The sequence below is a fragment of the Soonwooa purpurea genome, from assembly GCF_053891095.1.
The window spans coordinates 16,644-42,803 of the sequence record NZ_JBSSMA010000007.1 but is presented as its reverse complement, the minus strand read 5'-3'; the positions used below and the strand labels follow the sequence as shown (position 1 = coordinate 42,803).

Below are 26,160 nucleotides of genomic sequence, written 5' to 3'. Positions count from 1 at the left end.
CATAAAAGCAAAGACCACCGAAAATCAGTGGTCTTTGTTTTTTTAAGAATACATTTGATCTCTTAATTCTTTGATTTTTTTATCTTCAAGATACTCATCGTATGACATATCTCTATCAATGACACCTTTTGGTGTTAATTCGATGATACGGTTACAGACTGTTTGTAACATTTCGTGGTCATGAGAAGATAATAAAATATTCCCTTTGAAGTTCGATAAAGAGTTATTCAGAGTTGTAATGCTTTCCAAGTCTAAGTGGTTGGTTGGTTCGTCTAATACTAAAACATTGGCTTTTTGCAACATCATTCTAGAGAACATGCAACGCATTTTTTCTCCTCCAGAAAGGACTGTACAAGATTTCAAAGCTTCATCGCCTGAGAAAAGCATTCTGCCTAAGAAGCCTCTTACATACTCTTCGTGTCTTTCTTCGTCTGTTAAAACGAATTGACGCAGCCAGTCTACTAGATTAATATCATCTTGGAAGAAAGTGGCATTGTCAAGAGGCATATAACTTTGTTTTGTCGTCACACCCCATTGGAAAGATCCTTTATCGGCTTCTGTATTTCCTGTGATAATTTGGAAAAACTCAGTAATTGCTAATGAGCTTTTCGAAATGATAGCTACCTTGTCATTCTTTTTAAGGTTGATGTCAATATTTGAGAATAATAGTTCGCCGTCTTTTGTTTTTTCAAGATTTTTAACTTCAAGAATTTGATCTCCAACTTCTCTTTCTTGGTCAAAAATAATTGCTGGATAACGACGAGAAGAAGGTTTGATGTCTTCAATGTTTAATTTGTCAATCATCTTCTTACGTGCAGTCGCTTGTTTCGCTTTTGCGACGTTAGAACTAAATCTTGCGATAAAGTCTTGGAGCTCTTTTTTCTTTTCCTCTGCTTTTTTGTTAGCTTGTGCTCTTTGTCTTGTTGCTAATTGTGAAGCTTGATACCAAAAGCTGTAGTTACCTGTATATAGGTTAAGTTTAGAATAATCTAAGTCACCGATGTGTGTACAAACAGCATCTAGGAAGTGGCGGTCATGCGATACTACAATAACTGTATTTTCATAACCTGCTAAGAAGTCTTCTAACCAAGCAATAGTGTCTATGTCCAAATCGTTGGTAGGCTCATCGAGAATCAAAACATCTGGATTTCCAAACAAAGCCTGCGCAAGCAAAACTCTTACCTTGTCTTTGTTTTCTAATTCGGACATCATTTGGTAGTGTATTTCATCTTTGATGCCCACGTTTGACAACATAGTTTGCGCATCAGACTCGGCATTCCAACCACCCATTTCATCATATATAACCCCTAGCTCTCCAGCTTTGATGCCGTCTTCATCAGAGAAATCTGGTTTTGCATAAAGCGCATCCATCTCTTCTTTGATTTCGAAAAGTTTTTTGTTTCCACGAAGAACTGTTTCCAAAACGGTGAAATTATCATAAGCAAAGTGATCCTGCTCAAGAACGGACATTCTTTTTCCTGTTTCTAGCGATACATTCCCTGTTGTTGCGTCTTGTTTTCCACTAAGTATTTTCAAAAAAGTAGATTTTCCTGCGCCATTTGCACCAATAATTCCGTAGCAATTTCCTTTAGTGAATTTTATGTTGACTTCATCGAAAAGCACTCTTTTTCCGAACTGAAGTGATAAATTAGATACTGTTAACATAGAGTTTTGTAAATTTGTGCAAAAATACGAAATTTAGTTGGGATAATAAATTGTCTCCATTACTCTATATAAAAGCCTATGAAAATAGAAAAAACAGTTAATATTTTTAACAAGCGCGCTCGTTTTGAGTACGAGATTCTTGATGAGTATGAGGCTGGTATTGTCTTGACTGGTACAGAAATTAAATCCTTACGCTCTTCAAAAGCTTCCATCACAGAAAGTTTTTGTGAATTCCAGGGTGATGAACTTTATATTATTAATATGCAGATAGATGAATATAAACTCGGGACTTTTTATAATCATCAAGTTAAAAGGGCACGGAAGTTGTTACTGCATAAATACGAATTGCAAAAACTTAAAAAAAAGTTAAAGGATGTTGGTAATACGATAATACCTTTAAAGTTATATATTAACGATAGAGGAAAAGCAAAACTCCTGATTGCATCGGCTAGAGGAAAAAAACTTTATGATAAAAGAGAGGCAATTAAAGACCGAGAGAATAAAGTTAACCTTCAAAGACTATTAAAGAAAAGTTAAAAAAACTTTGTTTATAACGAAAAATTATATTTATTTTGCATTATCAATTATTTAATCATTTAATTCTATGAAAAATCTAAAATTAGGAATTTCAGCATTGGCACTTACTATTGCCTCTACTGTTTTCGCGCAGACTACAAGTAACCCATGGGTTATCGGTGTAGGTATGCATGGCGTAAACCACGTAGCGCAAAGAAGCCAGTTTAGTGGTACGTTCTCTGCGTGGAATTTTAAACAAAATTTATTCGGAGTTTCAAAATACTCAATTACTCCACCATTATCTAAATTAACAGTTGCTAGAAACTTAAACAAGTATTTGGTATTAGACTGGCAAACAACTGTAGGTAATGTTGATAACAAGAGATTTGGTCTTGATAAAGAATTCTTCTTACAAACAGGTCTTGGTTTACAATTCAAATTCAATGGTCTTTGGAATGAAGAGTCTTGGTTTGATCCTTACTTAAGAGTTGGTGCTAACTACCTAAGACATGATTATACGGGTGTTAGTTTCCCAATTACTGATACAAAACAAAGAGGAGGAGGTACTTATACTGCTTTTGATGGTGATGGAGGAGCTGGCAAAGCTAATCACTTCACAGTTGCTACAGGTGCTGGTCTTAATCTTTGGGTTACTAAAAACTTCGGTTTGGGTGTTCAAGGTGATTATGTATCAACTCCAGTTGATAAATCTAGCATCGCTAACTTCTGGCAAGCTTCTGCTTCAATCTTATTTAGATTTGGTAACACAGATAGAGATAAAGATGGTATCCCTGATAAAGAAGACAGATGTCCAGATACTCCAGGTTTAGCAGAATTCCAAGGTTGTCCTGATACAGATGGAGACGGTATTCCTGATATTGATGACCAATGTCCAGATGTTGCTGGTCCAAAAGAGAACAACGGTTGTCCTTGGCCAGATACTGACGGAGATGGTGTATTAGATAAAGATGATCAATGTCCTACTGTTCCTGGTCCAGCTGAAAACAACGGTTGTCCTTGGCCAGATACGGATGGTGACGGTGTATTAGACAAAGACGATGCTTGTCCTACAGTATTCGGTCTTAAAGAATACAACGGTTGTCCAAAACCAGCTGAAGCTTATGCTTTAGAAGCTACAGGTGCTCTTAAAGGAATCTTATTTGATTTCAACAAATCAACTATCAAAGCTGAATCTAACGCTAAATTAGACCAAGCTGCTACGATCATTAAAGATGCTAAAGACGGATTATTCTTAGTAGAAGGTCGTACAGATAAGAAAGGTTCTGAGGCTTACAACTTAAAACTTTCTAGAGAAAGAGCTGCTTCAGTAGTAAGAGCTTTAGAGGCTAGAGGTGTTAGCGATAATCAATTGAAATCAATTGGTGTTGGTGAGCAAAAAGCTACTGTTGATGAAAAAGCTTCAGATGCAGATAGACAAGTTGACAGAGTTGTAGTTGTTACAGCTGTTAATAAAGATGCTTGGCAGTCAATGCAAAAATCTGACCTTCCAGTAGTTACTAAGAAGGTAGTTAAAAAAGCGCCAGCTAAGAAAAAAGCTCCAGCTAAAAAGAAAAAATAATTAACTTATTTTTCTAAATATAACACCCTCAATTGAGGGTGTTTTTTTGTTTAAAAATTTTTATAATTCACCAATTGAAAGTATTTTTGTAGAATAAATTACAGATTAAAATGGGAAGAGCATTTGAATATAGAAAAGCTTCGAAAATGGCACGCTGGGATAAGATGGCCAAAACCTTTTCGAAAATAGGGAAAGATATAGCTTTAGCTGTAAAAGCTGGAGGTCCAGATCCAGAATCTAATCCAGCCTTACGTCGTTGCATTCAGAATGCTAAAGGTGCTAATATGCCGAAAGATAATGTCGAAAGAGCGATTAAGAAAGCTTCGGGGGCAGAGGCAGAAAACTATGAAGAGATTACTTATGAAGGCTATGGGCAAGGTGGTGTAGCATTTTTTGTGGAATGTACAACCAATAATTCTACAAGAACGGTTGCAAATGTTCGTGCTATTTTTAATAAGTTCGATGGAAACTTAGGAAAAAATGGAGAGTTGTCTTTTTTATTTGATAGAAAAGGAATCTTCACTATTGATAAGGTTAATATTTCTATGCCTTGGGATGATTTTGAAATGGAATTGATTGATGGTGGGGCAGAAGATATTGACCAAGATGAAACGGAGGTTATTGTTACCACAGCTTTTGAAGATTTTGGAATGTTGTCTCACAAATTAGATGAAATCAACATTGAGGTTAAAAGTGCCGAATTACAGCGTATCCCGAATAATACTAAGGAAGTTACAGCTGAGCAATTTGCTACCAATATGAAAATGCTAGAACGTTTTGAAGATGATGATGATGTGCAAAATGTTTTCCATAATATGGAAATTACTGATGAACACTTAGAATCTTTATAAAATTAAAAAGCCGCATTTGCGGCTTTTTTTATAAGATATTTTGAAGTTCTTTCAGCTTAGAAATCGTCTTAAAGTCTAGATTTTCAGAATAGGGAATGTCTTCATCAAGAACATTGAAATAGATTGCTTTCATTCCGTAATTTGTCGCACCTATTATATCGGCAATCCAGTCGTCACCAATCATTAAACTATTTCCAATATTTGCATTCTCTTTATCTAAAGCATAAGCAAAAATTTCGGTGTTTGGTTTTCTTTTACCGATAGAATCTGCGCTGGTTATGCTTTCAAAATAGTTTGAAATTCCAGACAATATGCATTTTCGTTCTGTAACCTCTTGAAAGCCGTTGGATATGATGTGAAGTTTATATTCTTTGGATTTTAAATAATCAAGACATTCTTGAGTGCCATCCATTAAATGGTTGTAAGACAATATTTGGTCAAGAAAATGGGCTTCAAAATATTGTGAAAGATTATAATTGTCAATTCCAAATTCTAAAAAAGTATCATAAAATCTGTGTTTGCGCAAATATTCTTTATCAATTTTTTCGTCACGAATTAATTCCCAAAGATTTTCGTTAATTCGGTTATAAGTCTTGTGGAAAATTTCGAAGTCGATGTTGTATTCTTCAGAAATATTCGTTTTGATGAATAAATCTTTTATAGTAAGGTAGGCGTTTTTACGATGGTCCCACAATGTATTATCTAAATCAAAAAAAATGTGCCTTATATTGTTCATAAGGCACAAAAATAATCAATTTTAACCATACAAAATGACTGTAATCATTAATCTAAAACTTTAATAGTATTTGAAAAGGTTTTATCTTAATTCTTGATAATTCTAATTGGACTTTTATCTTTTAATCTTACTATTTCCAAAGTCTTGGAAAAATTTAGTAAAAATGTGATAGTTTCCTTTTTAGGCTTCAATGTTTTAAGTGCTAAAGTGTCGTTTTTTTTCATAGGCGATTTATCTTATACCTACAGAACGCAATTCAGTCTCTATTTATTATTTATTATTTTGTTAAAATTATGTTATTGTCTTCCATTATTTTACGAAGATTAATTAGCGCATATCGAACACGTCCCAAAGTCGTATTAATACTAGAGTTTGTGTGTTCAGCAATTTCTTTAAAACTTAAGCCATCAAAAAATCTTAGTTTGATAACTTCTTGCTGATTCTCTGGAAGCATGCCAAGTATTCTGAATAAATCAGTGTTTATTTGTTGATTAATCAAAAAGTCTTCGATATTGTCTTCGGGTTCTTTAATGATATCAAAAATGCTGAATTCTTCATCTTGATAGGAAGATTCGGAAACCTTAATGTGTTTTGCCTTTAAGCGATAATGATCGATTATTAGATTGTGGGCAATTCGTTTCGCCCAAAGGATGAACTTGTTTTCTTCCTTATAACGCCCTTCTTTAAGGGTAACAATTATTTTCATAAAAGTCTCTTGGAAAAGGTCATTAGCTAGCTCTTCATCCAGAACTTTATAAAATATAAAGCTAAATAATTCTTTTTGATGGCGTTGTATAAGTCTTGATAAAGACGCTTCGCAACCGTTTTGGTAATAGCTGATTAGTTGACTATCGGTTTGTGTTTTCATAACTTTATCTCTCACATGGATTCTGCAAAATGCTTGTGCATTTCGTAATTTCAACGATGTTTGTCTAAAAAAGAGATAAAATTTTTGTCGATAGATTAGTAATTTGATGTTGGTAAATATACTAAAAAAAAGTTAATGAAGTCTTAAAATTTAAATTTTAACATTTTTAGAAGACTCGAATTATTTCAAAAAATCATTAATCATTACGAAAGGTAGGTTGATGCCAAAATTTAAGTTGAAACCTTTTAATCTTTTGCCATTGAGATCTTGTCCTGAAAACCCGAATCCGTATCCTGCAGTAAGATCTATAATTCCCAAAAGACTAACACCGACCTTTGGAGCTATGTACTTGCTTGTCGCTTCCGCACCTATTAAGAAATAATGCGAATGGAATAGGTCGACGTCTTTTTGAAAGTTTAGTAATATATCAGCTTGTAGCTTTGGCATAATTGCGAAGTCGTTATTAGCAGATCCCATCAGGGCGGTAGCACCAACGCGATACAATACATCATCATTCTTTAAAAATAAAAACTTAAGTCCAACATCTGCAAAACTTTGGTTTTGATATACATAGCCGATATTTAGCAAAGTATGTGTGGTTGATTGCGCTTTTAGGCTCGACGAAATTTGAGCGATGCATACAATTGTAAGCGTTAGTATTATGGTTTTTAATTTCATTTAAATAGGTTTAATGAATGTCAAAATTAAATAAAAACAGCTTTATCCAAACGAATAAAGCTGCTAAAGATTTTAAAGTTTCGATTATAAACCGAATTCTTTTTTAATATCATCTACTCGGTCTAGTTTTTCCCAAGTGAAAAATTCTAAGTTGTCAATAGTTTTTGTACTGCCATCGGATTTTTTGAATGTTTTTGAACCAATATAATGCTCACGTCCCATGTGTCCATAGGCGGCTGTTTCTTGATAGATTGGGTTGCGCAGTTTAAGATTTTGCTCAATCGCATAAGGTCTCAAATCAAACAATTTCGATACACGATTTGCGATTTCTCCATCATGAAGGTTAACTTTTGATGTTCCATACGTATTGATGTATAGTCCACAAGGTTCCGCCACACCAATAGCATAAGAAACTTGTACCAAAACTTCATCAGCAACGCCTGCTGCAACAAGGTTTTTCGCAATATGTCTTGTAGCGTAAGCAGCGCTACGGTCAACTTTTGAAGGGTCTTTTCCAGAGAAAGCGCCACCACCATGTGCACCTTTTCCCCCATAAGTGTCCACGATAATTTTTCTTCCAGTAAGACCTGTATCACCGTGTGGTCCACCAATTACAAATTTCCCAGTTGGGTTGATGTGGTATTTGATTTTATCATTAAATAAAGCCTGAATTTCTGGTTTTTGAGTTTCTCGAACCTTTGGAATCAAAATTTCGATGATGTCTTTTTTGATTTTGGCAAGCATTGCTTCTTCTGACCCAAAATCATCGTGTTGTGTCGATACAACAATACTGTCAATTCTAATAGGTTTGTGGTCATCAGAATATTCAATAGTGACTTGGCTTTTTGCGTCGGGTCTTAGATATTTGATCGCATCATTATCTCTTCTCAGAACTGCAAGTTCTTTAAGGATTTGATGCGCTAGATCTAGAGCCAAAGGCATGTAGTTTTCGGTCTCGTTAGTCGCGTAACCAAACATCATTCCTTGGTCGCCAGCGCCTTGTGCATTGGCTTTAGAATCAAAATCGCCTGCTGAAATGACGCGGTCGACACCTTGGTTAATATCAGAAGATTGTTCGTGGATTGCAGAGATAACTCCACAAGAGTCTCCATTGAACATGTATTCGCTTTTCGTATAACCAATACGGTTGATAACATCTCTAGCAATAGATTGTACATCAAGATAAGCTTTGGATTTAACTTCACCTGCTAACACGACTTGACCGGTTGTTACTAGTGTTTCGCAAGCTACTTTAGAGTCTTTGTCATTAGCTAAAAAATTGTCTATTAGGGCGTCAGAAATTTGATCTGCAACTTTGTCAGGATGTCCTTCCGAAACGGATTCGGATGTAAATAAATATGGCATAATATTCCTTTTTTTAATTAGAAAAAAATTGTGGTCAACACATAAAGGAACTAAAAAGAAATTTCTGTTTTAGCATTTTTTATGGAGGTTGCAATCAGTTACAAATTTTTCCTCAGATTTAATTGTGCAAAGTTATTAAGTATTTTTATTAAATCAAAATAATGTATCCAATAAAAATAAAAACCTCATTTACTGAGGTTTTACATTGTTATAATCATTGGGAGCTTTATAAAAATTAAGTTTTTTTTCTATCGATGTTTTTATTTGTACGATAAGTTCATCAATAATTCTCTGTTTGTAAGTCGGTTTATAATAAATTAAACTAACTTCACGATAAGGGAAGGGTTTTCTAAAACGGGAAACCTTGCATTTCTGTTCTGGTGCTAGTTGGTCAACACCCATTTCTGGAATAATACTGATACCACCTAACTTATCAACCATTTGGATTAAAGTTGAAACATTAGAAGCTGCAAAATCCAAATTTTTAGGCTTTAATTTGTTTTCTTTAAGATGGCAAATGTTTTCAAATTGCGTTCTCAGACAATTGCCTTCTTCTAGCAACCACACTTTGTTAACATCGATTTCTTCTGGGACAACAAAACGCTCTTCTTTCTTTTGGCAATCTTCATCAGAAATATAAAGCATTAGTTCTTCATTAAATAGGAAGTCGTGATAAAATTCATTGGCAGCATCATAAGGTGTGGAAATAATGCCAGCGTCAAGCTCTCCCGATTTCAAAGCTTTTATGATATTGTCCGTCGTCATTTCTTTGATATTTAAATCAATTTGTTGATTTTTGGATATAAAACTAAAAATTTCGTTTGGGAGAATGTAGCCAGCAACAGTTGGTATTATCCCGATATTAATTTTCCCAGCTAAAATATTGTTGAGTTGATGCGCTTTATTTCTTAATTCGTTGACAGCGTCAACAATTTCTTTAGCTTGATCAATAATAACACTTCCTGCATCTGTTGTACGTATCGGATGGGTTGTACGATCAAAAATTTTAAGGTCAAGTTCCTCCTCAAATTTCTGAATCATTGCACTCAGCGTAGGTTGTGTAATGAAACAAGCTTGTGCAGCCTTTCCAAAATGTTTATACTTATCGACAGCAATAAGATATTCGAGTTGTTGAATGTTCACTTTAATATACTTTATCTATTACAAATATAGCTATTAATTTGTATCATAAATATATTTTTTCAAATGTATTAAGTGTCAAAATATAATAATCTTTTTAACGAATAATTATGTTTTTAAGCTAAAAATTATCAAGGATAATGCGTAACTTTATAGTTTAAAAATGTAGCTTTTATGAGTTCGGAAAAGTTAACCAATGCTGTAGGTTCACCTTATTATAATCACCAAGATTCTCAAACAGTTGGGCCGCGAGGACCTGTTTTATTGCAAGATTTTATTCTTCAGGAGAACTTGGCTCACTTCGTGCGAGAACGTATTCCCGAACGTGTCGTTCATGCGAAAGGCACTGGGGCTTACGGGAAATTCACGGTCACAAATGATATTAGCCAATATACCCGTGCGAAATTGTTTTCAAAACTTGGAAATTCATGCCGTATGTTTGCTCGTTTCTCGACGGTTGGAGGCGAGAAAGGAAGTGCAGATACCGAAAGGGATCCACGCGGATTCGCATTGAAATTTTATACAGAAGACGGGAATTGGGATTTGGTAGGTAATAATACGCCTGTTTTTTTCATAAAAGATTCAAAAAAATTCCCAGATTTTATTCATACTCAAAAGCGTCAACCCAAAACCAATCTGAAAAGCGCAACCATGATGTGGGATTTTTGGAGTCTTAATCCAGAGTCATTGCATCAAGTTATGATTTTGATGTCAGATCGTGGCACGCCTTACGGTTATCGACACATGCACGGTTTTGGATCACATACGTTTTCAATGATAAATGCAAATAATGAAAGGGTTTGGGTTAAGTTTCATTTTAAAACCAAACAAGGCATTAAAAATTTTAACCAAGAAGATGCCAACAAAATGAAAGGAGAAAATCCTGATTTTGCGCAAGAAGATTTGGTAAAAGCTATTGAGAATGGAGATTTTCCAAAATGGACACTATACATCCAAGTGATGACAGATGATGAAGCCAAAGCATTTCGTTGGAATCCTTTTGACGTAACTAAAATTTGGCCACATTCAGAATTTCCCCTTTTGGAAGTCGGTGAGATGGAACTTAATGAAATTCCTATCAATTACTTTGCACATGTAGAACAAGCAGCTTTTTCACCGAGCAATTTAGTTGACGGAATTAGTTTTTCGCCAGATAAAATGTTGCAAGGCAGATTATTTTCTTATCCTGATGCACATCGTTATAGACTAGGCACTAACTCGCATCTTTTGGAGGTTAACAGATGTCCTTTTGCAGCTAACAATTATCAACGAGATGGCCGTATGGCGGATTCTAGCCAATATCAAGACAAGCCCAATTATTACCCAAATAGTTTTGATAATATAAAACCAGATCCAGCATACAGAAGTTTTGAATATGATTTGGATAACACGCGTATTTCAAATTTTGATCGAAACGAAAATGATGACGACCATTATACGCAGCCAGGACTTTTATATACAAAAGCGATGAATGACGATGATCGCTCTGCTTTGGTTAATAATATTGTTTCTTCGATGCATGCTATTGATGGACCAATGCGCGCCACAATCATCAACCGTCAACTTTGTCATTTTTTCAGAGCAAATATTGAGTTGGGAATGAAAATCGCACAAGGCCTTAATGTTAATATTGATGCCAATATGATGACCCACGCAAAGTAGGTTTAGTAAATTTTAAAAAATAAAAAGTGCAGTTCTTCACAAATGGGAAAACTGCATTTTTTATTATGTCCAAAATACTTTTCGCTTTTTACAATTACAAGATGAAACATTATTCTTAATTTTATTGCACAAAATTTTTTACATGAAATTAATAGGACCATTTAAACAAATTGTCACTTTAGATAAAATGCCACTTAGAGGAAAAATCCAGGATGAGGCTTTAGAAATTCTTGAAGATGTAGCCGTTGTTGTAAATGATGACAAGATTGTTGATCTTGGAAGTCTTGATGATTTAAGCATAAAATATAAAGACATCGCTACCCAAAAAATTGAAGGCACACAAGTTCTGTTGCCAGCTTTTGTAGATGCGCATACACATATCTGTTTTGGAGGGAACAGAGCCAACGACTTTGCTATGAGAAATGCAGGCAAAAGTTATCTTGAAATAGCAGAAGCGGGAGGAGGAATTTGGAGTAGTGTACAACATACAAGAGATGCTTCGGAAGACGCGTTGTTGGAATTGACATTGGAGCGGATTAATTACCTCTTAAGCCTTGGTATCACCACGATTGAAATTAAAAGTGGCTATGGGCTGAATGTTGATGAAGAATTAAAAATGCTTAGAATTATTAAAAAAGCTCAGGCTAAAACCAAAGCTACTTTAGTCCCTACTTGTCTAGCAGCACATCTTAAACCGAGAGATTTCGTTGGAGATAATAAAGCTTATCTTGATTATATTTTAAATGAAATTCTACCGAGAGTTAAAGAAGAAAGTTTAGCCAAACGCGTAGATGTTTTTATTGAGAAATCAGCATTTCAACCAGAAGAAGCCAAAATTTTTTTAGAAAAAGCAAAAGCAATGGGCTTTTTGTTAACAGTTCATGCGGATCAGTTTACGCCAGGAAGTTCTCGTGTCGCGGTAGAGGTTGGTGCGCAATCCGCAGATCATCTAGAAGCTACAGCAGAAGAAGACGTAGACTTCCTTGCAAAATCAAATACTGTTGCCATTGCTCTTCCAGGGGCAAGCATTGGCTTGGGGGATCGTTTTGCACCAGCAAGAAAACTTTTGGATGCAGGTGCTATTTTTGCAATTGCCAGCGATTGGAATCCCGGATCTGCGCCAATGGGGAATTTGATAACGCAAGCTTCAATATTGGCAACATTTCAAAAATTAACTAGTGCAGAAGTCTTGGCAGCTTTGACTTATCGTGCCGCCTACGCACTAGGTTTTAAAGATCGTGGCCAAATTGCTATTGGCAAAAGAGCTGACTTTGTAAGTTTCGAAACGGATAATTTCCAAAATATTTTGTATTATCAAGGGCGATTGACAGCAAAACACACTTTTATAAATGCAGAAATAGTTTAAATATGAATTTTGATTGGCAGGGACGTTACGATGGCGATGAGGCTTTGTACCACAGAATTTTTCAAAAAGTTAAAAGTGGGACACAATTTTCTGATATTAAAGAAGGGGATTTTGTTTTACAAGGTTTTGCTGTTGACGAAGGTGTAAAGCGCAACAAAGGTAGAGTTGGCGCCTTGAAAGCGCCTGATCTTATTAGAAAAAATATGGCAAATTTTCCTGTTGTACAAGCCGATTTTAACTTGTTGGATTTTGGGAATTTAGAATGTCTAGATGGAAATCTAGAATGGGCACAAGATAATTTTGCGGAAAATGTTTCTGATATTTTAAAATCTGATGGAAAGTCAATTGGATTGGGCGGCGGACACGAAATCACTTTTGCGCATTATTCTGGCATGAGAAAAGCTTTTCCTGATGCCAAAATTGGTATTATAAATTTTGATGCTCATTTTGATAATAGAGAGCCTGAAAATGGATTAGCAACTTCCGGGACTGGATTTTGGCAAATTGCTCAAGAAGGAGTGCTTAATAGTTTGCATATTGGGATACAAAGGAATAGCAATACGTTAAAACTTTTTGATACCGCACACCAACTCGGAATGAATTATATCTTGGCAGAAGAATTGTTTTTTGAAAACCTTCCAAGACTTTATATCGAGGTTAATCGGTTTTTAGAAAGTATAGATGTCTTGTATGTTACGATTTGTATGGATGTTTTTAATGTGGCGATTGCGCCAGGCGTGAGCGCTGCGGCTTATAACGGTATTTTTGCTGATCCTGCTTTTATGAGTTTGTATCGTCATATTTTGGCGAGTCAAAAATTGAAAGCTTTGGATGTTGCAGAGGTGAATCCTGAATTTGATATTCAGGAGCGTACCGCGAGATTGGCTGCTTGTCTTGTTAATGAAGTGTTTATGGTATAATGGACTGTTGTGGTGCGTGAGGTGGACGAAGGATTTGTCTGAAAGACAAAGTCCACAATATAAGGCGAAGCCGCAGGCTTCGCCTTATATTGTGGACCGAAACGAAGTGTAGTCCGTAGAAGACCGACCCAGCGCCCCGACTGCTAGACTATTTCTTAGAAATCCAAAAATATTTTTCAGGCGGGGTGTTGGGACACGCCCATATTTTAAAAACTAACAGGAAGGCTTACTTGTGCTGTATCCCAAGCGGCCACCATATTCGCGCCATTATCGGTTTTTACAAAGCTAATCGAAAAGTTCTCGATAGGAGCTGCCAATTTTGTAGCAGGAACTTTCATGCGAACAACGTCGTTAGCGGAATTGTAGCTATAAGCACCCCAGACGTCGGTTGCTTTGTTGATGATTATGGTCCATTCGGTTTCTCCAGGAATTGCAAAAATACTATATGTCCCAACAGAAACTTCTTTTCCGTCAATGTTGATTGGTTTGTAAACTTTGAGTTCTGTATTTTCGTTGGCGCCAAAACGCCAAACTTCGTTGTATTTGATAAGGTTTCCGAAGATGGTGCGTCCTTTACTTTGTGGTCTAGAATAGATAACCTTCATCACTGGATTTACATTTTTCCCAGTTGCTGCATCCAGAGGATAATACACAATATCTAAAGGGCTAACATCTATTTTTGCAAATTTTAATTCTTTTGGATCTTGTTTGGTTTGGGCAATTCCTAATAGTCCAACGCATAAAAAGCTAATACCAATTAATTTTTTCATATTTTAAGTTTAAGTAAATTTTCGATTGCTTGGTCTAAAGTTTCTTGTTTTTTGGCAAAACAAAAACGGATGACCTTTTCGTCTATAAAATTATGATAAAAGGCCGAGAAAGGAATACCTGCAACCTTATAATTTTGTGTTAAATTATAACAAAATTCCTTATCGCCTAGATCTGATATTGCAGAAAAATCTACCGACTGGAAGTAGGTGGATTCACAGTTTAATAATTTGAATCCAGTTTCTGAAATTGCTTTTCTAAAATAATCGCGTTTGGATTGATACATTGTCGCGATTTCGGTATAATCTGTTGTTTGTTTCATATATTTTGCAACAGCGTATTGTGCTGGAGCATTGGCACAAAAAACATTGAATTGGTGAACTTTGTTGTATTCGGTCATTAGGTTTTTGGGAGCCAAAATATATCCGAGTTTCCAGCCTGTAATATGAAGCAATTTCCCAAAAGAAGCGATAACGAAACTTCGTTCTTTAAGTTCGGGATATCGTACAAAACTTAAATGTTGTTGATTATCAAAAGTGATATTTTCGTAAACTTCATCACTTAACAAAATAATATTGGTGTCTTTTACCAATTTGATAAGTTCTTGGATGTCAGTTTCTCTTAGGATCTGCCCCGAAGGATTATTTGGATTGTTAAAAATCATCAATTTGGTTTTGTTCGAAATCAAATTCTTGAGTTGCTGCCAATCTATTTTATAATCAGGTTTATGAAGACTCAATCGTTTAACAATTCCACCGAAAAGCTCAATTGCTGGTTCGTAACAATCGTATGCGGGCTCTATAATAATCACTTCGTCGCCGGGGCTTATTAAAGTAGCGATTGTTGTAAAAATAGCTTGGGTAGCGCCAGAAGTTACAGTTATTTCGGTGTCAATATCATATTCTGAATCATGCGCGTCGATTATTTTTTTGGCAATAGCTTCTCTTAGATCTATAAAACCAGCCATGGGAAGATATTGGTTAAAACCTTTTGCTGAAGCTTCTTCGAGATATTGTGTGAGTTTTGGATCGATTGGGAAATCTGGGAATCCTTGTGAAAGGTTGACCGCATTTTCTTTGGCTGCCAAGGCGCTCATTTCTGTGAAAATGCTCACCCCAACTTTTGGCAATTTGGATTTGATTTGTGGAGTCATAAATATTTTGAAAGTTGAATAAAATTAATAATAATTATTCGATTTTGTATTTTAGCAAAAAAATAAAATTGTGAAGCGGCTTATCTCTGTTGTAGGACCTACGGGAATCGGAAAAACAAAATTGGCAATCGAAATTGCAAAGTTTCTGAAAACCGAAATCATTTCTTGTGACTCTCGACAGTTTTACAAAGAAATGAAAATAGGAACTGCCGTGCCCTCTGATGAAGAATTGGCTGCCGTGTCGCATCATTTTATCGGGAACCTAAGCATTGACGATTACTATTCAATTGGGCAATTTGAGAAAGAAGCGCTTGTAAAATTGGACGAATTGTTTGTGGATCATGATTATGTTGTCATGGTGGGAGGAAGCGGAATGTACGAAAAAGCAGTGGTCGAAGGTATGAACGATTTGCCCGAAGCAGATGAAGAACACCAAAAACTCTTACAATATATTTTTGAACATGAAGGTATTGAGCCGCTTCAACATCTTTTAAAAAATTTAGATCCAGAATATTATTCGAATGTCGATCTCGAAAATCCAAGACGTCTTTTCAGGTCTTTGGATATCATTTTTCAAACGGGAAAATCTTATACCGAAAATCTGGTTTCTCCCAAAGACAAACGGAATTTTGAAACTTTCCGAATAGGCATAGATGCGCCGAGAGAAGTTATCTATGACCGTATCAACCAGCGTGTCGATATTATGATGGCACAAGGTCTCTTGCAAGAAGCAACTGGTCTGCTTGCTCATCGTGATAAAGTGGCTTTGCAAACCGTAGGTTACACCGAGTTGTTTCGATATATGGAAGGCGAATGGACTTTGGATTTTGCAATTGAGGAAATCAAGAAAAATTCGCGACGCTATGCCAAACGTCAAGTAACTTGGAACAAAAAACTACAACAGCTTAATTGGGTTAACTACGAAAATTCTGTCGAAGAAAGCTTATCTTTGCTACAACAAATTTTATAATTATGTCTAATACACCTTCTAATATGTTGGCTTTAGGAACTCTTGCTCCAGATTTTGCTCTTCCTAATCCGTCTAAAGAAAATAAAATAGAAACGCTAAATGCTCTTAAAGGCGAAAAAGCGACTTTGGTAATGTTTATCTGTAACCATTGCCCATTTGTATTAAATGTTATTGAAAAAATTGCAGAACTGTATGACGATTACAAAACTCAAGGTATCGAATTCGTTGCGATAAGTGCCAACGATGCCGTAGCTTATCCTGCTGATAGTCCAGAGCTAATGGCGGATTTTGCTGACGAACACGGTGTTAATTTTTCATACCTTTATGACGAATCGCAAGAGATTGCTAAAGCTTATCAAGCAGCATGCACGCCAGATTTTTTCTTATTTGATAAAGATCTGAAACTCGTATATCGCGGACAAATGGACGACTCTCGACCAGGAAATCATAAAGAAGTTACGGGTGAAGATTTGATTATAGCTTTTGAAAACCTTTTAGCAGATCAACCTCAAGAAGATATGCAAATGCCTAGTATGGGTTGCAATATCAAATGGAAAGCTTAAAAATATAAACGCTCTCAAAACTGAGAGCGTTTTTTATTTCAAAAATGGATTGTAGTCTTTTTCAAAACCGATACTTGTAGGATTGCCGTGTCCGCTATAGACTTGCGTTGCAGAATCCATTACCAGAAGCTTTGTTTTGATGCTATCGATAAGTTGCTCGTAATTGGCTTTGTACAAATCTGTTCTTCCGATACTTCCATAAAATAAAACATCTCCAGAAATCACAAATTTTTCTTTTTCATTATAAAAAGCAATACTTCCCGGCGAATGCCCAGGAACAAACAAAATTTTAAATTCTTCCTCGCCTAATTTTAGAATGTCGCCTTCATTCAAAAATTCTAAATTTCCAACAAATGGCGTGAACTGAAATCCAAATTGCATGGCGCTAAGTGGTGCACGGTCAAGTAGTTCTTTATCATTTTTATGTAACAACACAGGAACATTGTATTTGTCAAATGCCCATTGCAATCCCAAAACATGATCGATATGTGCATGTGTTAGAAGTATATTCTTAATTTTTAATTGGTGTTCTGTGATAAAACTTTCTATTTGTTGCGTTTCATGAACTTGGAAGTTGCCAGGGTCGATGATGAATGCTTCTTTGTCGTCATTATAAATTACATAAGTATTCTCCGAAAACGGATTGAAAGCAAAATTCTTGATGTGTAACATATTTAATTCTTAATCCTACAAAAATACCAAATCGATTCTAATTTCTTATATTCGTGAAATGAAGAAATTAAGTTTTGTTTTCCTTTTGATAATCATCAATCTTCAAGCCCAAAAGATTGCTGGCATACAATTGTTTAATCCTCAGACAAACGACGAGACGCCCATAATAGGTTTTAATCAACAACTTATTTTAAGATTTGATGATTTAACGAATAGCAGCCAGGTTTATCGCTATACGATCAAACATTATGACCGCAATTGGCAAGAGGACGGCTTATTTTTTACAGAATATGCCAATGGAAGCCTCAATGGATTAATCGACAATTTCCAATATTCTTTTAACACAGTTCAGGCTTATACCCATTATACTTTGACTTTTCCAAATGAAAAAATAAGTCCTAAAATTTCTGGGAATTTTGAATTGATAGTTTACAAAGACTCGGCTGAGAAACCATTATTTACCAAAAGATTTATGGTGTATGAAGAAGGTGCGAATGTCGGTTTGCAACTCTCAAGATTTCAAGATGCTAAAAAGCCAGATTTGCGTCAACGCATCGAGGTTCAAGCGGTTGGTAGCGGAACTAGTGTGACCAATAATATTACGTCGATCACACTTTCTCTCATGCAAAATAACAATTGGAACAGCCTTATGTCGAACCAAAGACCAACGTCAACTTTGGGAAACAAAATGCTCTTTCAACAACTCAGTTTAGCCTTTCCGGGAAATAGTGAATTTTATTATTTCGATAACAAAGTCCTCAACCAGGCTTATGATATGGTCGCCAATGTCAGCACCGAGAATGGACAAAATCAAACTTATCTTTTCCCAGTATGGGCCTATCCAGACACTTATCAACCCTATCCCGATGTCAATGGCGCGTATTATTTCCGAAGAAACGACTTAGGAATTGAAAGAGATGCTAACAAAGAAGGCGATTATTCTTGGGTACATTTCTATTTAGAAAGTCTGAAAATGGACAAAGACATCTATGTTTTAGGAATGTTTAACGATTACAAAGCCGATGATAAAAGCATCATGAAATATGACGACGCCAACAAAATGTATATTGCGGATATCTTTCTAAAACAAGGTTTTTACAACTACATGTTGGCTACAAAAAATCCTGATGGAAGCTTAAACTATGGAGAAATTAATGGTAATTTTTGGCAAACAGAAAACCTCTATCAAGCCATGATTTATTACAGACCATTTGGCAGAAACTATGATGGATTATTGGGTTACGGCGAATATCGTACCCCTGTAAGGTAATATTTTGGGCGATTCCCGAGCCAGGCTTTTTGCCAAAGCGTTCGGGACCGGGCTATCCGCTTCTATCTTTTACAATGGGCTTCGGCTCCGCTCAGCCGCATTGCAAAAGGATATCCGCTACTATCCCTATCGCAAACCAAAGAATATTTGGAACAAATTTTGACAACCAAACAAAAATATTTAGATATGACTTATACATACCAAAATCAACAATCCGGAAACGGCGGTTTTTTCACCATGCAAAATGATACCGAAGAGGTTGGACGACTCACTTACACCATTATGCCAGAAGAAAGTCGGTTTGTCATTTCTTTTGTTAATATTTACCCGAAATTCGAAGGTCAAGGTTTAGGAAAACTCATGGTAAAAGAAGCCATCGATTTTGCAAGGCAAAACAATTGGAAGGTCTATCCACATTGCTCTTATGCCAGAACTGTGATGACAAAAATGGACGATGTACAAGATGTCTTTTTGAAATCTTAATTTTTATAACAACAGAAGCGACTCAAACGAGTCGCTTCTGTTGTTAAAAGCCGAGGCTTTGTCTCACTTTTGCTAATGTCGCTTGCGCAATAGGTTTTGTTTTGGCTGCACCTTCTTGGAGCTTGGCTTCCAATTCGTCGAGATGCGTCATATAATAATCGAAAAGTTCTCTTTCTTTTTCAAAACGATTTAAGATAAGATTTAGCAATTCTGTTTTTGCATGACCATAACCAAAATTTCCCGCCAAATATTTGGCTCTTAATTCTTCAGTTTGTTCTGGTGTAGCAATCAATTGATATATTGCAAATACTTTGTCGGTTTCTGGATCTTTTGGTTCTTCCAAAGATTTAGAATCAGTTTCGATAGACATTATTTGTTTTTTTAGTTCTTTTTGAGGTGCAAAAACATTGATGATGTTTCCGATAGATTTTGACATTTTTCGACCATCGGTACCGGGAACATACATGGTGTCTTTTTGTAGTTCTGCTGATGGTAAAGTCAAGACGTCACCCATTTGACGGTTGAATTTTTCTGCGACATCTCTTGTGATTTCTAAATGCTGAAGCTGATCTTTCCCAACAGGAACAATCTCTGCATCGTACAATAAAATATCCGCCGCCATCAAAATCGGATAATTGAAAAGTCCTACGTTAACATCTGCAAGCCTATCCGATTTATCTTTGAAAGAATGGGCCAATTGTAGTCTTTGGAAAGGAAAGAAACAATCAAGATACCAAGTTAATTCACAAGTTTCAGGAATGTCGCTTTGTCTGTAGAAAAAAGTTTTCTCTGTGTCCAAGCCACAAGCCAGCCAGGCCGCTGCAATCTCGTAAGTGTTTTGTCGCAAGGTTTCCGCATCTTTTATCAATGTTAACGTGTGGAGATTAGCAATAAATAAAAAAGATTCGTTTTCTTCTTTTTTTGATAATTCGATTGCGGGAATAATCGCTCCTAGAAGATTTCCCAAATGTGGAGTTCCTGTAGCTTGTATACCTGTTAAAATTCTTGACATTATTTTGATTTGTTACAAAATTACGAAAGAATCAGCATTACACAAGACTTTTAGAATGATGCTTTTTAGATTTTTGTTTCGCGGTCAGTATTTAAAAATTCAGAAATTTTTTCTTGCTGATACTTATTGATTTGTCGCGTTTTTTTTATCAGGTTAATTAAAAACAATAACAGAATAAGACTTGTAGCAACTAAAATAATTTGATAAATACCAAAACGCTTTGAAGTTTCTTCCTTTTTTTTCGAAATTTCATCACTGTGAAGATTGATGTAGCGGTTGAGCGACTTCAACTCAGACGCTTCTTTTGTTTGTCGAACTTCTTGGTATTTTTGATTGTAAGTTTGGTAATCTTGCCAATCATTTAATACCAAATAATTATCGGACATTAGCTTGTAGATGCCTTCTTTGAGTGTTAAATCCCCAACAGGAATTGCCAAATCTTCAGCTTTTTTTAGGAGTTCTAAAGATTTGTCGTATTGGTGAATGAGATAGAATTTTTCAGCCATACCTTTGTAAGCGAAAGATTCTAAGCTTTTACTTTGCGCTTTTTTTGCGTAGTCTGTTGACTCGTTAAAATAAATTTCTGCTGGACCAAATTGTTTGAGATCCAAATAACAATTCCCAATATTGTAAGCGATGACGCTCATGTTGGCCAGAAGGCTTTTGTCGGCAGGTATAGTTTTGTAATATTTTAAAGCAGATTTGAATTTTTCTAAAGCCATCTCTGGATTGGACTGGGCACGATAAACCATGCCTCGCACAATATTGATAAATTCCCAATAATAATTTCGATGGTATCGACCAGCCGGAATTTGGTTGCATAATTCCTGAGAACGATCCAGCGTTTCCAAAGCTTTGTCATACAATTCCATTTGTTGATATTGTACCGCAATATGATTGAGAATTCTAACTTTTGTAGCTATTTTTATATCCGAATTGTTGATGAGGTTGCTGGTCTGGTTAATATAATATAACGAGCTATCGATATCGCGTTTAGCAATATAGGCATTGGACAGCAACATATAATAATGGGCTGTTTTTTCGCTGCTTTTTGTTTTTTTTGTTAGTCCTTTTGTAATTTTTATCGTTTCTTCGGGACTGTCATACATTACCGCATGAGCGCGTTTCAACAAAGAATCATCGCTAATACTCTGCGATAAAAGCATTAGTGGAAAAATAAGTAAGATGTAAAGCAGCTTGGTCATCATCTACAAAATTTTACGTTTTTTCATCTGTTGAAGATACTCGTTTGGTGAAAGGCCTGTGACATTTTTAAAAACAACTGTAAATGTACTATGCGATGTAAAACCAGCAATCTCAGCGAGGTAGCTTATTTTGTATTGTCGGTAAGTTGTGTCTGTCGTTAATAAATAAGCAATATGGTTGATTTTCAACTCGTTAATGTATGCGGTGAAGCTTTTCTCTTTGTATTTGTTAATAATTTCCGAAAGGTACTTGGTGTTGGTTTCGAGTTGCGTTGCCAAAGCCGCCAATGACATGTTTTTGTCCAAAAACAATTTTGAATTCTCAAACTTTTCTAATTTTTGAAGGATTTCTTCTTCCGTTTCTTTCGGAATAATTAGTTGTTTTTTTGCATTTGACTTTGTTACCGTATCAGCTTTTGTTGGCGTATTCTGAGAAAATAGTTTTTGTTGATTTTCAAAAAATAAAACTTGTTTATAAAGCATTTTCCGTTTTTGAAATTCTTGATAATACCAGAATCCGAAACCCGCCAAAATAGCTAAAACCATAGATAATGAGATGTAGAATGTAGATTGTTTTTTGTACAAGAAATTTTTGAAATTCTGATTTTCGTAATCTTGGTTAAGCTGTAATAATCTTCGAGTGGCTTCCTTTTTATTTTCGCTCAAGCTGGTTTTTGTTTCTTGATGTTTTTTTTCGAATTCTTCGTAGTTGACCGTGTCTTTCAGTGCGAGATAGCTCAATGCTAGCCGGGCGTAGATTTTATTTTTTAAAACAAGATAATTTTTGGATTCTATTTTGGCTAAAGCAGATTTTAACGCATTGACCGAAGCTGGATAATCTTGTTGTTGGAAGAATAATTTCGATTGTTGATCGTAAGTCGCCGCGTAGAAGTAATCAAGATTTGGGTCTTGTTTTAACGTGTCAAAAATATCATCTAGAATTTTGTTAGAAGTCGAAAAATCTCTTTTTTCAAAATAAATCTGGGACGCTAATAATTGGTTTTCTATGCTGATAAAATTCGTGTTCCAGGTTTCTGATTTGCAAAACATTTGACTTGTTTGCATGCTGAGCAATGCTTTGTCATATTGCTTCTGAGTATAAAAATTTCTGGCTTGTAGCTGATAGAGTTTGGCATACATCAACGGTTGATCTGTTTTTTGATTGTCAGCATTGGTGTTTTTTAACAGATCTGTGATGATTTTACCTGCTTGTTCATAAAGACCAAGATTTTGGTATTGCTGGATCATCGCCAGACTTATGAGAAATAGATCTTGCTTTTGCCAATAATTATCTTGATTGATATTTTCCAAAGCCATTTTTACTGCTTCGGGATAATTGCCTTGCAACGTATAGGCTTCTGCAAGAATGCTTTTGAGAATAAGATTTTGATGTTGTTCATTAGGTTTTACGCTAATGTTTTTGGTGGATTTTATAGAAGCATCAGGATCTTGATAGAGTTTTTCCATGCTATTTTCTAGCATTATTTCAAAATCAGTTTTTTTCTGAGCCGATAAAATTATCGTACTTATTAGAAAAAAACTAAAACACACTTTTTGCCACAACATTTAACAAATTTAACTTATTTTTTATGAATAAAATCGCTTGCAAATTTAATTTTTTAATGAATTGCATATTCTTTTGCATTGCAATTCTATAATTGATTTTAAAGGCTAAGTCTTTTTTACAGTTAACTTCAAGGTGTTTTTCGTGGAGTTCTATAGTGGACTTTTTATTTTAATTTGTTGGTGGTGAGTTGTTTGTAAAACTTTTTTTGGGTTTTCACGAAATTCTAAAAAGGAACTTTATATAAAACGTTAGCCTATTCTGTAAGTTTGAACTACTTCAATCAAATAATAATTATTATGAAAAAAATTTACGCTTCAATGCTATTTTTAGCTTCGTTGGTTAACTTCAATGCACAAGTTTACGATGTTGGTAGCTTTGCACAAATGACAGGTGTCTCAGACAACGGTGTTGCCGTAGGGAATGTATATGGTGTTTTGCAGGTGATCTGGACGGAGGCAGATGGCGGTTCGGCTATCGGAGAGACTAGCAATGACTACATTGCTGGTATGACATCTATTTCTCGAGATGGTAATTTTGTAACAGGTTCTATGACAAACCCTGCAACAGGAAAAGATGAGATGGCTCGTTATAATGTTGCATCGCAACAATGGACTTATTTGGGAGGACTTGGTGTGAGTTCTGGTACAGATACAAGCTCAGCGTGGGGAGCATCTTATGATGCTAATACAATTGTAGGTTTGGGATGGCAAACAGCTTCTAGAGCAAATGCCATTAAATGGACATCTACTGGCGGTATGCTTTCTCTAGGAAGTACTGTGTCAGGAAGAAGCTCTCGTGCAAATAGTGTAAGTGGTGACGGTAAAATTGTTGTAGGTTGGCAAGATAATACCACAGGAAGTCGCCAAGGTGTTTATTGGAAAGATGGTGTACAAAATTATATTAAAACAACCAATGGAGAAAATGTTGGTGAAGCAATTGCAGCATCTGCAGATGGTGATGTAATTGTTGGGATGGCTCTCAATGGCGATGCTTTCCGATGGAGCGCGACAGAAGGTTATACCGCGATTGCCCCACCATATCCTTCTTACCACGGTTCTGCAACCGCGGTTTCTAGTGATGGTAATACCATTGTTGGCTACTTTACACCAGATGGAGGAATGGCGCTTGATGGCGAAGGTTTTATCTGGACAAAAACTGGAGGTCTTAAAACATTTAACGATTATGTAGCGAGTTTGGGTTACGATACGTTGGACCTTAATTTTGTCTTGCCAATGGCAATTTCACCGAATGGAAAGTATTTGGCAGGAATCGCAATTAATACCGAAGACGCACGAGGTTTTGTAATTAAACTCGCGGATGAAACGATGGCAACCGCAGATTCTTCTAAAGAATCAAAAATTGGAGTTTATCCCAACCCAGCTAAAGATGTATTAAATATTAAAAACGCGGGCAAGTTGGATACGATAGAAATTTTTAACATGGCCGGTCAAAAAGTGAGCTCGAATAAGAATATTGAAAATAAACAAATCGATATTCAAAGTCTAATGAAAGGTTCCTATTTATTAAAAGTAAATAATGACGGTAAAACTGAAAGCATCAAATTCATAAAAGAATAAATCTATTTTTTATTTGATGAAGAGCCAACTCTGTTTTTGAGTTGGCTTTTTAATATTTTAAATTAAAAATTTCTGCTATCATGCGAAATTTTTATTAAAAATAAATCTTGTTGGTTTTAAAATGTTATAATTTGTAATTATTTGATAATGAGTTTTTTGTAAAATAAAATTTTCTTTTTTCTCGAATATCCAAAATCATATATGCTTTGTTTCTACAATTTTTACACTATGTTTGGTGAGCAATTAATTAATTATTATTATGAAGAAAATTTACACAGCAGCACTTGTAATTTGTAGTTTAGGATTAGCAAAATCTCAAGTTTATGAAACGGTAGATATGGGATTTATGACAGACGTATCTAACAATGGCGTAGCTGTTGGAAATGTAATGTACGGCAGTCATATTATGTGGACAGAGGCTGGAGGCACAGTTGTAATTGGCGAGCCAGCAAGTGGAGCGCAAATAGGTGGGACGACAAATGTAACAATCGATGGAAAATTCATCTCTGGTACCATGACCAACACTAACACGATGGGAGAAGAAATGGCGCTCTATAACGTTGAAACAGGACAATGGAAATACCTAGGCGCGCTAGTTCTAGGACAAGAGGTGTCAGCGTGGGGAATGACTAGCGATGGCTCTACTGTTGTAGGACTTGGATTTGTTAGCGGCATGGAAGCTCACGCTGTTAAATGGACACAAGAAGGTGGCCTTGTTGATTTGGGAAGTACTTTTCCAGAAACGAGTTCTAGAGCTAACGGAATTAATGATGATGGGACAATTATCGTAGGATGGCAAGATGACGATTTTGATCGTTTTGGTGCTTATTGGAAAAATGGCGTACAACATTTATTGAAAAATAACGATGGCGAAAATGTTGGAGAAATCTTCGCTGTAACGCCAGATGGTAAAACCATGATTGGTGCCAACTATGACTGGCCATATATCTGGAACGAGACAGACGGTTATCTAGAATTACCACACGAAGACCCAATGTATATTGGTGGCTCTATTGCTGTTACAGACGATGGAAAAAAAGTGCTAGGTTTCTATAGACCTTGGGGACAAAGCGCATTTTCTGGAAACGGATTTATCTGGACTAAAGAAAATGGAGTTGTTGATCTTAACGACTATGTACAAAGTCTAGGAGTTGATGCCGAAGGAATGACATTTTCATTACCATTAGGTATGTCACCAAACGGAAAATATATCGTAGGAATTGGTACTAAAAATGATGAAAATTTAGGTTTCGTAATCAAATTACCAGACTCAGCATTAGCCACAAATAATGTTAAAGTTTCAAAATCTGCAATCTATCCAAACCCTGTTGTTGACGTATTGAATATTACCAATGCAGACAAATTGGAAAATCTTGAAGTTTACGATTTTGCAGGTCAAAAAGTTCTAGCAACAAAAACAATTAAAGATAATAAGCTGAACGTTTCTCAATTAGCGAAAGGTGCATACATTCTTAAAGTAACAAAGAATGGTATAACAGAAAGTATCAAATTTGTAAAAGAGTAATTTCTATATTAAGTTAGGTTAATGAAAGAGAAAACCGTCATTGCGACGG

Annotated in this window: 24 protein-coding genes; 12 read left to right on the top strand and 12 right to left on the bottom strand. The window is 35.6% G+C overall.

Going from position 1 to position 26,160, the window contains the following annotated elements:
* Positions 1–42 precede the first annotated feature (42 nt).
* Positions 43–1,665, bottom strand: coding sequence for an ABC-F family ATP-binding cassette domain-containing protein (locus tag ACVFVN_RS08105; RefSeq protein ID WP_165134387.1), 1,623 nt, complete (start codon positions 1,663–1,665; stop codon positions 43–45).
* A gap of 78 nt (positions 1,666–1,743) precedes the next feature.
* Between ACVFVN_RS08105 and smpB the strand changes: the two genes are divergently transcribed.
* The 3 genes from smpB (at position 1,744) to ACVFVN_RS08090 (ending at position 4,611) form a co-directional block, all read left to right on the top strand.
* Positions 1,744–2,202 carry an SsrA-binding protein SmpB gene (gene smpB, locus ACVFVN_RS08100; RefSeq protein ID WP_165134384.1) on the top strand — a complete coding sequence of 153 codons (459 nt, stop codon included), beginning with the start codon at positions 1,744–1,746 and terminating at the stop codon, positions 2,200–2,202.
* Positions 2,203–2,269: 67 nt separating this feature from the next.
* Positions 2,270–3,760: an OmpA family protein gene (locus ACVFVN_RS08095; RefSeq protein ID WP_456234873.1), complete on the top strand. Its 1,491-nt coding sequence runs from the start codon at positions 2,270–2,272 to the stop codon at positions 3,758–3,760.
* 110 nt (positions 3,761–3,870) lie between these two features.
* Entirely contained in the window at positions 3,871–4,611 is a 741-nt protein-coding gene (locus ACVFVN_RS08090) for a YebC/PmpR family DNA-binding transcriptional regulator (protein ID WP_165134378.1), read from the top strand.
* Between the two features lie 28 nt (positions 4,612–4,639).
* Here ACVFVN_RS08090 and ACVFVN_RS08085 read toward each other — a convergent pair whose 3' ends face one another.
* The 5 genes from ACVFVN_RS08085 to ACVFVN_RS08065 all read right to left on the bottom strand — a co-directional run bounded on the left by ACVFVN_RS08085 (position 4,640) and on the right by ACVFVN_RS08065 (position 9,401).
* On the bottom strand, positions 4,640–5,347 hold the full coding sequence (locus tag ACVFVN_RS08085) for a YjjG family noncanonical pyrimidine nucleotidase (RefSeq protein ID WP_456234872.1): 708 nt from the start codon (positions 5,345–5,347) through the stop codon (positions 4,640–4,642).
* A gap of 277 nt (positions 5,348–5,624) precedes the next feature.
* The gene (locus tag ACVFVN_RS08080) at positions 5,625–6,215 is read right to left on the bottom strand and encodes an RNA polymerase sigma factor (RefSeq protein ID WP_456234871.1); all 591 of its coding nucleotides are present in this window, start codon (positions 6,213–6,215) and stop codon (positions 5,625–5,627) included.
* 180 nt (positions 6,216–6,395) lie between these two features.
* Entirely contained in the window at positions 6,396–6,893 is a 498-nt protein-coding gene (locus tag ACVFVN_RS08075; RefSeq protein ID WP_456234870.1) for a hypothetical protein, read from the bottom strand.
* Between the two features lie 84 nt (positions 6,894–6,977).
* A complete protein-coding gene (gene metK / locus ACVFVN_RS08070) occupies positions 6,978–8,258 on the bottom strand; it encodes a methionine adenosyltransferase (RefSeq protein ID WP_456234869.1) in 1,281 nt (426 codons plus the stop codon).
* Positions 8,259–8,447: 189 nt separating this feature from the next.
* A complete protein-coding gene (locus tag ACVFVN_RS08065) occupies positions 8,448–9,401 on the bottom strand; it encodes a hydrogen peroxide-inducible genes activator (protein ID WP_165134364.1) in 954 nt (317 codons plus the stop codon).
* A 171-nt stretch (positions 9,402–9,572) separates the two neighbouring features.
* Between ACVFVN_RS08065 and ACVFVN_RS08060 the strand changes: the two genes are divergently transcribed.
* The 3 genes from ACVFVN_RS08060 (at position 9,573) to hutG (ending at position 13,346) form a co-directional block, all read left to right on the top strand.
* Positions 9,573–11,060: a catalase gene (locus ACVFVN_RS08060; RefSeq protein ID WP_456234868.1), complete on the top strand. Its 1,488-nt coding sequence runs from the start codon at positions 9,573–9,575 to the stop codon at positions 11,058–11,060.
* A 142-nt stretch (positions 11,061–11,202) separates the two neighbouring features.
* Positions 11,203–12,426: an imidazolonepropionase gene (hutI, locus tag ACVFVN_RS08055; RefSeq protein WP_456234867.1), complete on the top strand. Its 1,224-nt coding sequence runs from the start codon at positions 11,203–11,205 to the stop codon at positions 12,424–12,426.
* Between the two features lie 2 nt (positions 12,427–12,428).
* Positions 12,429–13,346, top strand: a complete 918-nt coding sequence (gene hutG, locus ACVFVN_RS08050; protein ID WP_456234866.1) for a formimidoylglutamase — start codon at positions 12,429–12,431, stop codon at positions 13,344–13,346.
* Positions 13,347–13,552: 206 nt separating this feature from the next.
* On the opposite strand, the gene ACVFVN_RS08045 is transcribed toward hutG, so the two are convergent.
* Positions 13,553–14,116, bottom strand: coding sequence for a DUF2911 domain-containing protein (locus tag ACVFVN_RS08045; RefSeq protein ID WP_456234865.1), 564 nt, complete (start codon positions 14,114–14,116; stop codon positions 13,553–13,555).
* Positions 14,113–15,267: a methionine aminotransferase gene (locus tag ACVFVN_RS08040; protein ID WP_456234864.1), complete on the bottom strand. Its 1,155-nt coding sequence runs from the start codon at positions 15,265–15,267 to the stop codon at positions 14,113–14,115. Before ACVFVN_RS08040 ends, ACVFVN_RS08045 begins: the two co-directional genes overlap by 4 nt.
* A 67-nt stretch (positions 15,268–15,334) precedes the next feature.
* Here ACVFVN_RS08040 and miaA point away from each other — a divergent pair, with 67 nt between their 5' ends.
* Together miaA and ACVFVN_RS08030 are read left to right on the top strand one after the other, a co-directional pair.
* Positions 15,335–16,237 (top strand): tRNA (adenosine(37)-N6)-dimethylallyltransferase MiaA, encoded by a 903-nt coding sequence (gene miaA / locus ACVFVN_RS08035; RefSeq protein ID WP_456234965.1) that lies wholly within the window; start codon positions 15,335–15,337, stop codon positions 16,235–16,237.
* A 2-nt stretch (positions 16,238–16,239) separates the two neighbouring features.
* Positions 16,240–16,800 (top strand): thioredoxin family protein, encoded by a 561-nt coding sequence (locus tag ACVFVN_RS08030; RefSeq protein ID WP_456234863.1) that lies wholly within the window; start codon positions 16,240–16,242, stop codon positions 16,798–16,800.
* A gap of 33 nt (positions 16,801–16,833) precedes the next feature.
* Here ACVFVN_RS08030 and ACVFVN_RS08025 read toward each other — a convergent pair whose 3' ends face one another.
* On the bottom strand, positions 16,834–17,472 hold the full coding sequence (locus ACVFVN_RS08025; RefSeq protein WP_456234862.1) for an MBL fold metallo-hydrolase: 639 nt from the start codon (positions 17,470–17,472) through the stop codon (positions 16,834–16,836).
* Positions 17,473–17,530: 58 nt separating this feature from the next.
* Here ACVFVN_RS08025 and ACVFVN_RS08020 point away from each other — a divergent pair, with 58 nt between their 5' ends.
* Together ACVFVN_RS08020 and ACVFVN_RS08015 are read left to right on the top strand one after the other, a co-directional pair.
* Positions 17,531–18,742, top strand: a complete 1,212-nt coding sequence (locus ACVFVN_RS08020; RefSeq protein WP_456234861.1) for a type IX secretion system plug protein — start codon at positions 17,531–17,533, stop codon at positions 18,740–18,742.
* Positions 18,743–18,928: 186 nt separating this feature from the next.
* A complete protein-coding gene (locus ACVFVN_RS08015) occupies positions 18,929–19,225 on the top strand; it encodes a GNAT family N-acetyltransferase (RefSeq protein WP_456234860.1) in 297 nt (98 codons plus the stop codon).
* Between the two features lie 43 nt (positions 19,226–19,268).
* Here ACVFVN_RS08015 and trpS read toward each other — a convergent pair whose 3' ends face one another.
* The 3 genes from trpS to ACVFVN_RS08000 all read right to left on the bottom strand — a co-directional run bounded on the left by trpS (position 19,269) and on the right by ACVFVN_RS08000 (position 22,909).
* Entirely contained in the window at positions 19,269–20,237 is a 969-nt protein-coding gene (trpS, locus tag ACVFVN_RS08010; RefSeq protein ID WP_165134331.1) for a tryptophan--tRNA ligase, read from the bottom strand.
* Positions 20,238–20,302: 65 nt separating this feature from the next.
* Complete coding sequence (locus ACVFVN_RS08005) at positions 20,303–21,445, bottom strand: tetratricopeptide repeat protein (protein ID WP_165134328.1); 1,143 nt, start codon at positions 21,443–21,445, stop codon at positions 20,303–20,305.
* Entirely contained in the window at positions 21,446–22,909 is a 1,464-nt protein-coding gene (locus tag ACVFVN_RS08000) for a helix-turn-helix domain-containing protein (protein ID WP_456234859.1), read from the bottom strand. It abuts the gene before it with no gap.
* Positions 22,910–23,305: 396 nt separating this feature from the next.
* On the opposite strand from ACVFVN_RS08000, the gene ACVFVN_RS07995 reads away from it, so the two are divergent.
* Positions 23,306–24,586 (top strand): T9SS type A sorting domain-containing protein, encoded by a 1,281-nt coding sequence (locus tag ACVFVN_RS07995; protein WP_456234858.1) that lies wholly within the window; start codon positions 23,306–23,308, stop codon positions 24,584–24,586.
* A gap of 259 nt (positions 24,587–24,845) precedes the next feature.
* Positions 24,846–26,111 (top strand): T9SS type A sorting domain-containing protein, encoded by a 1,266-nt coding sequence (locus tag ACVFVN_RS07990; RefSeq protein ID WP_456234857.1) that lies wholly within the window; start codon positions 24,846–24,848, stop codon positions 26,109–26,111.
* The last annotated feature ends 49 nt before the right edge of the window (positions 26,112–26,160 follow it).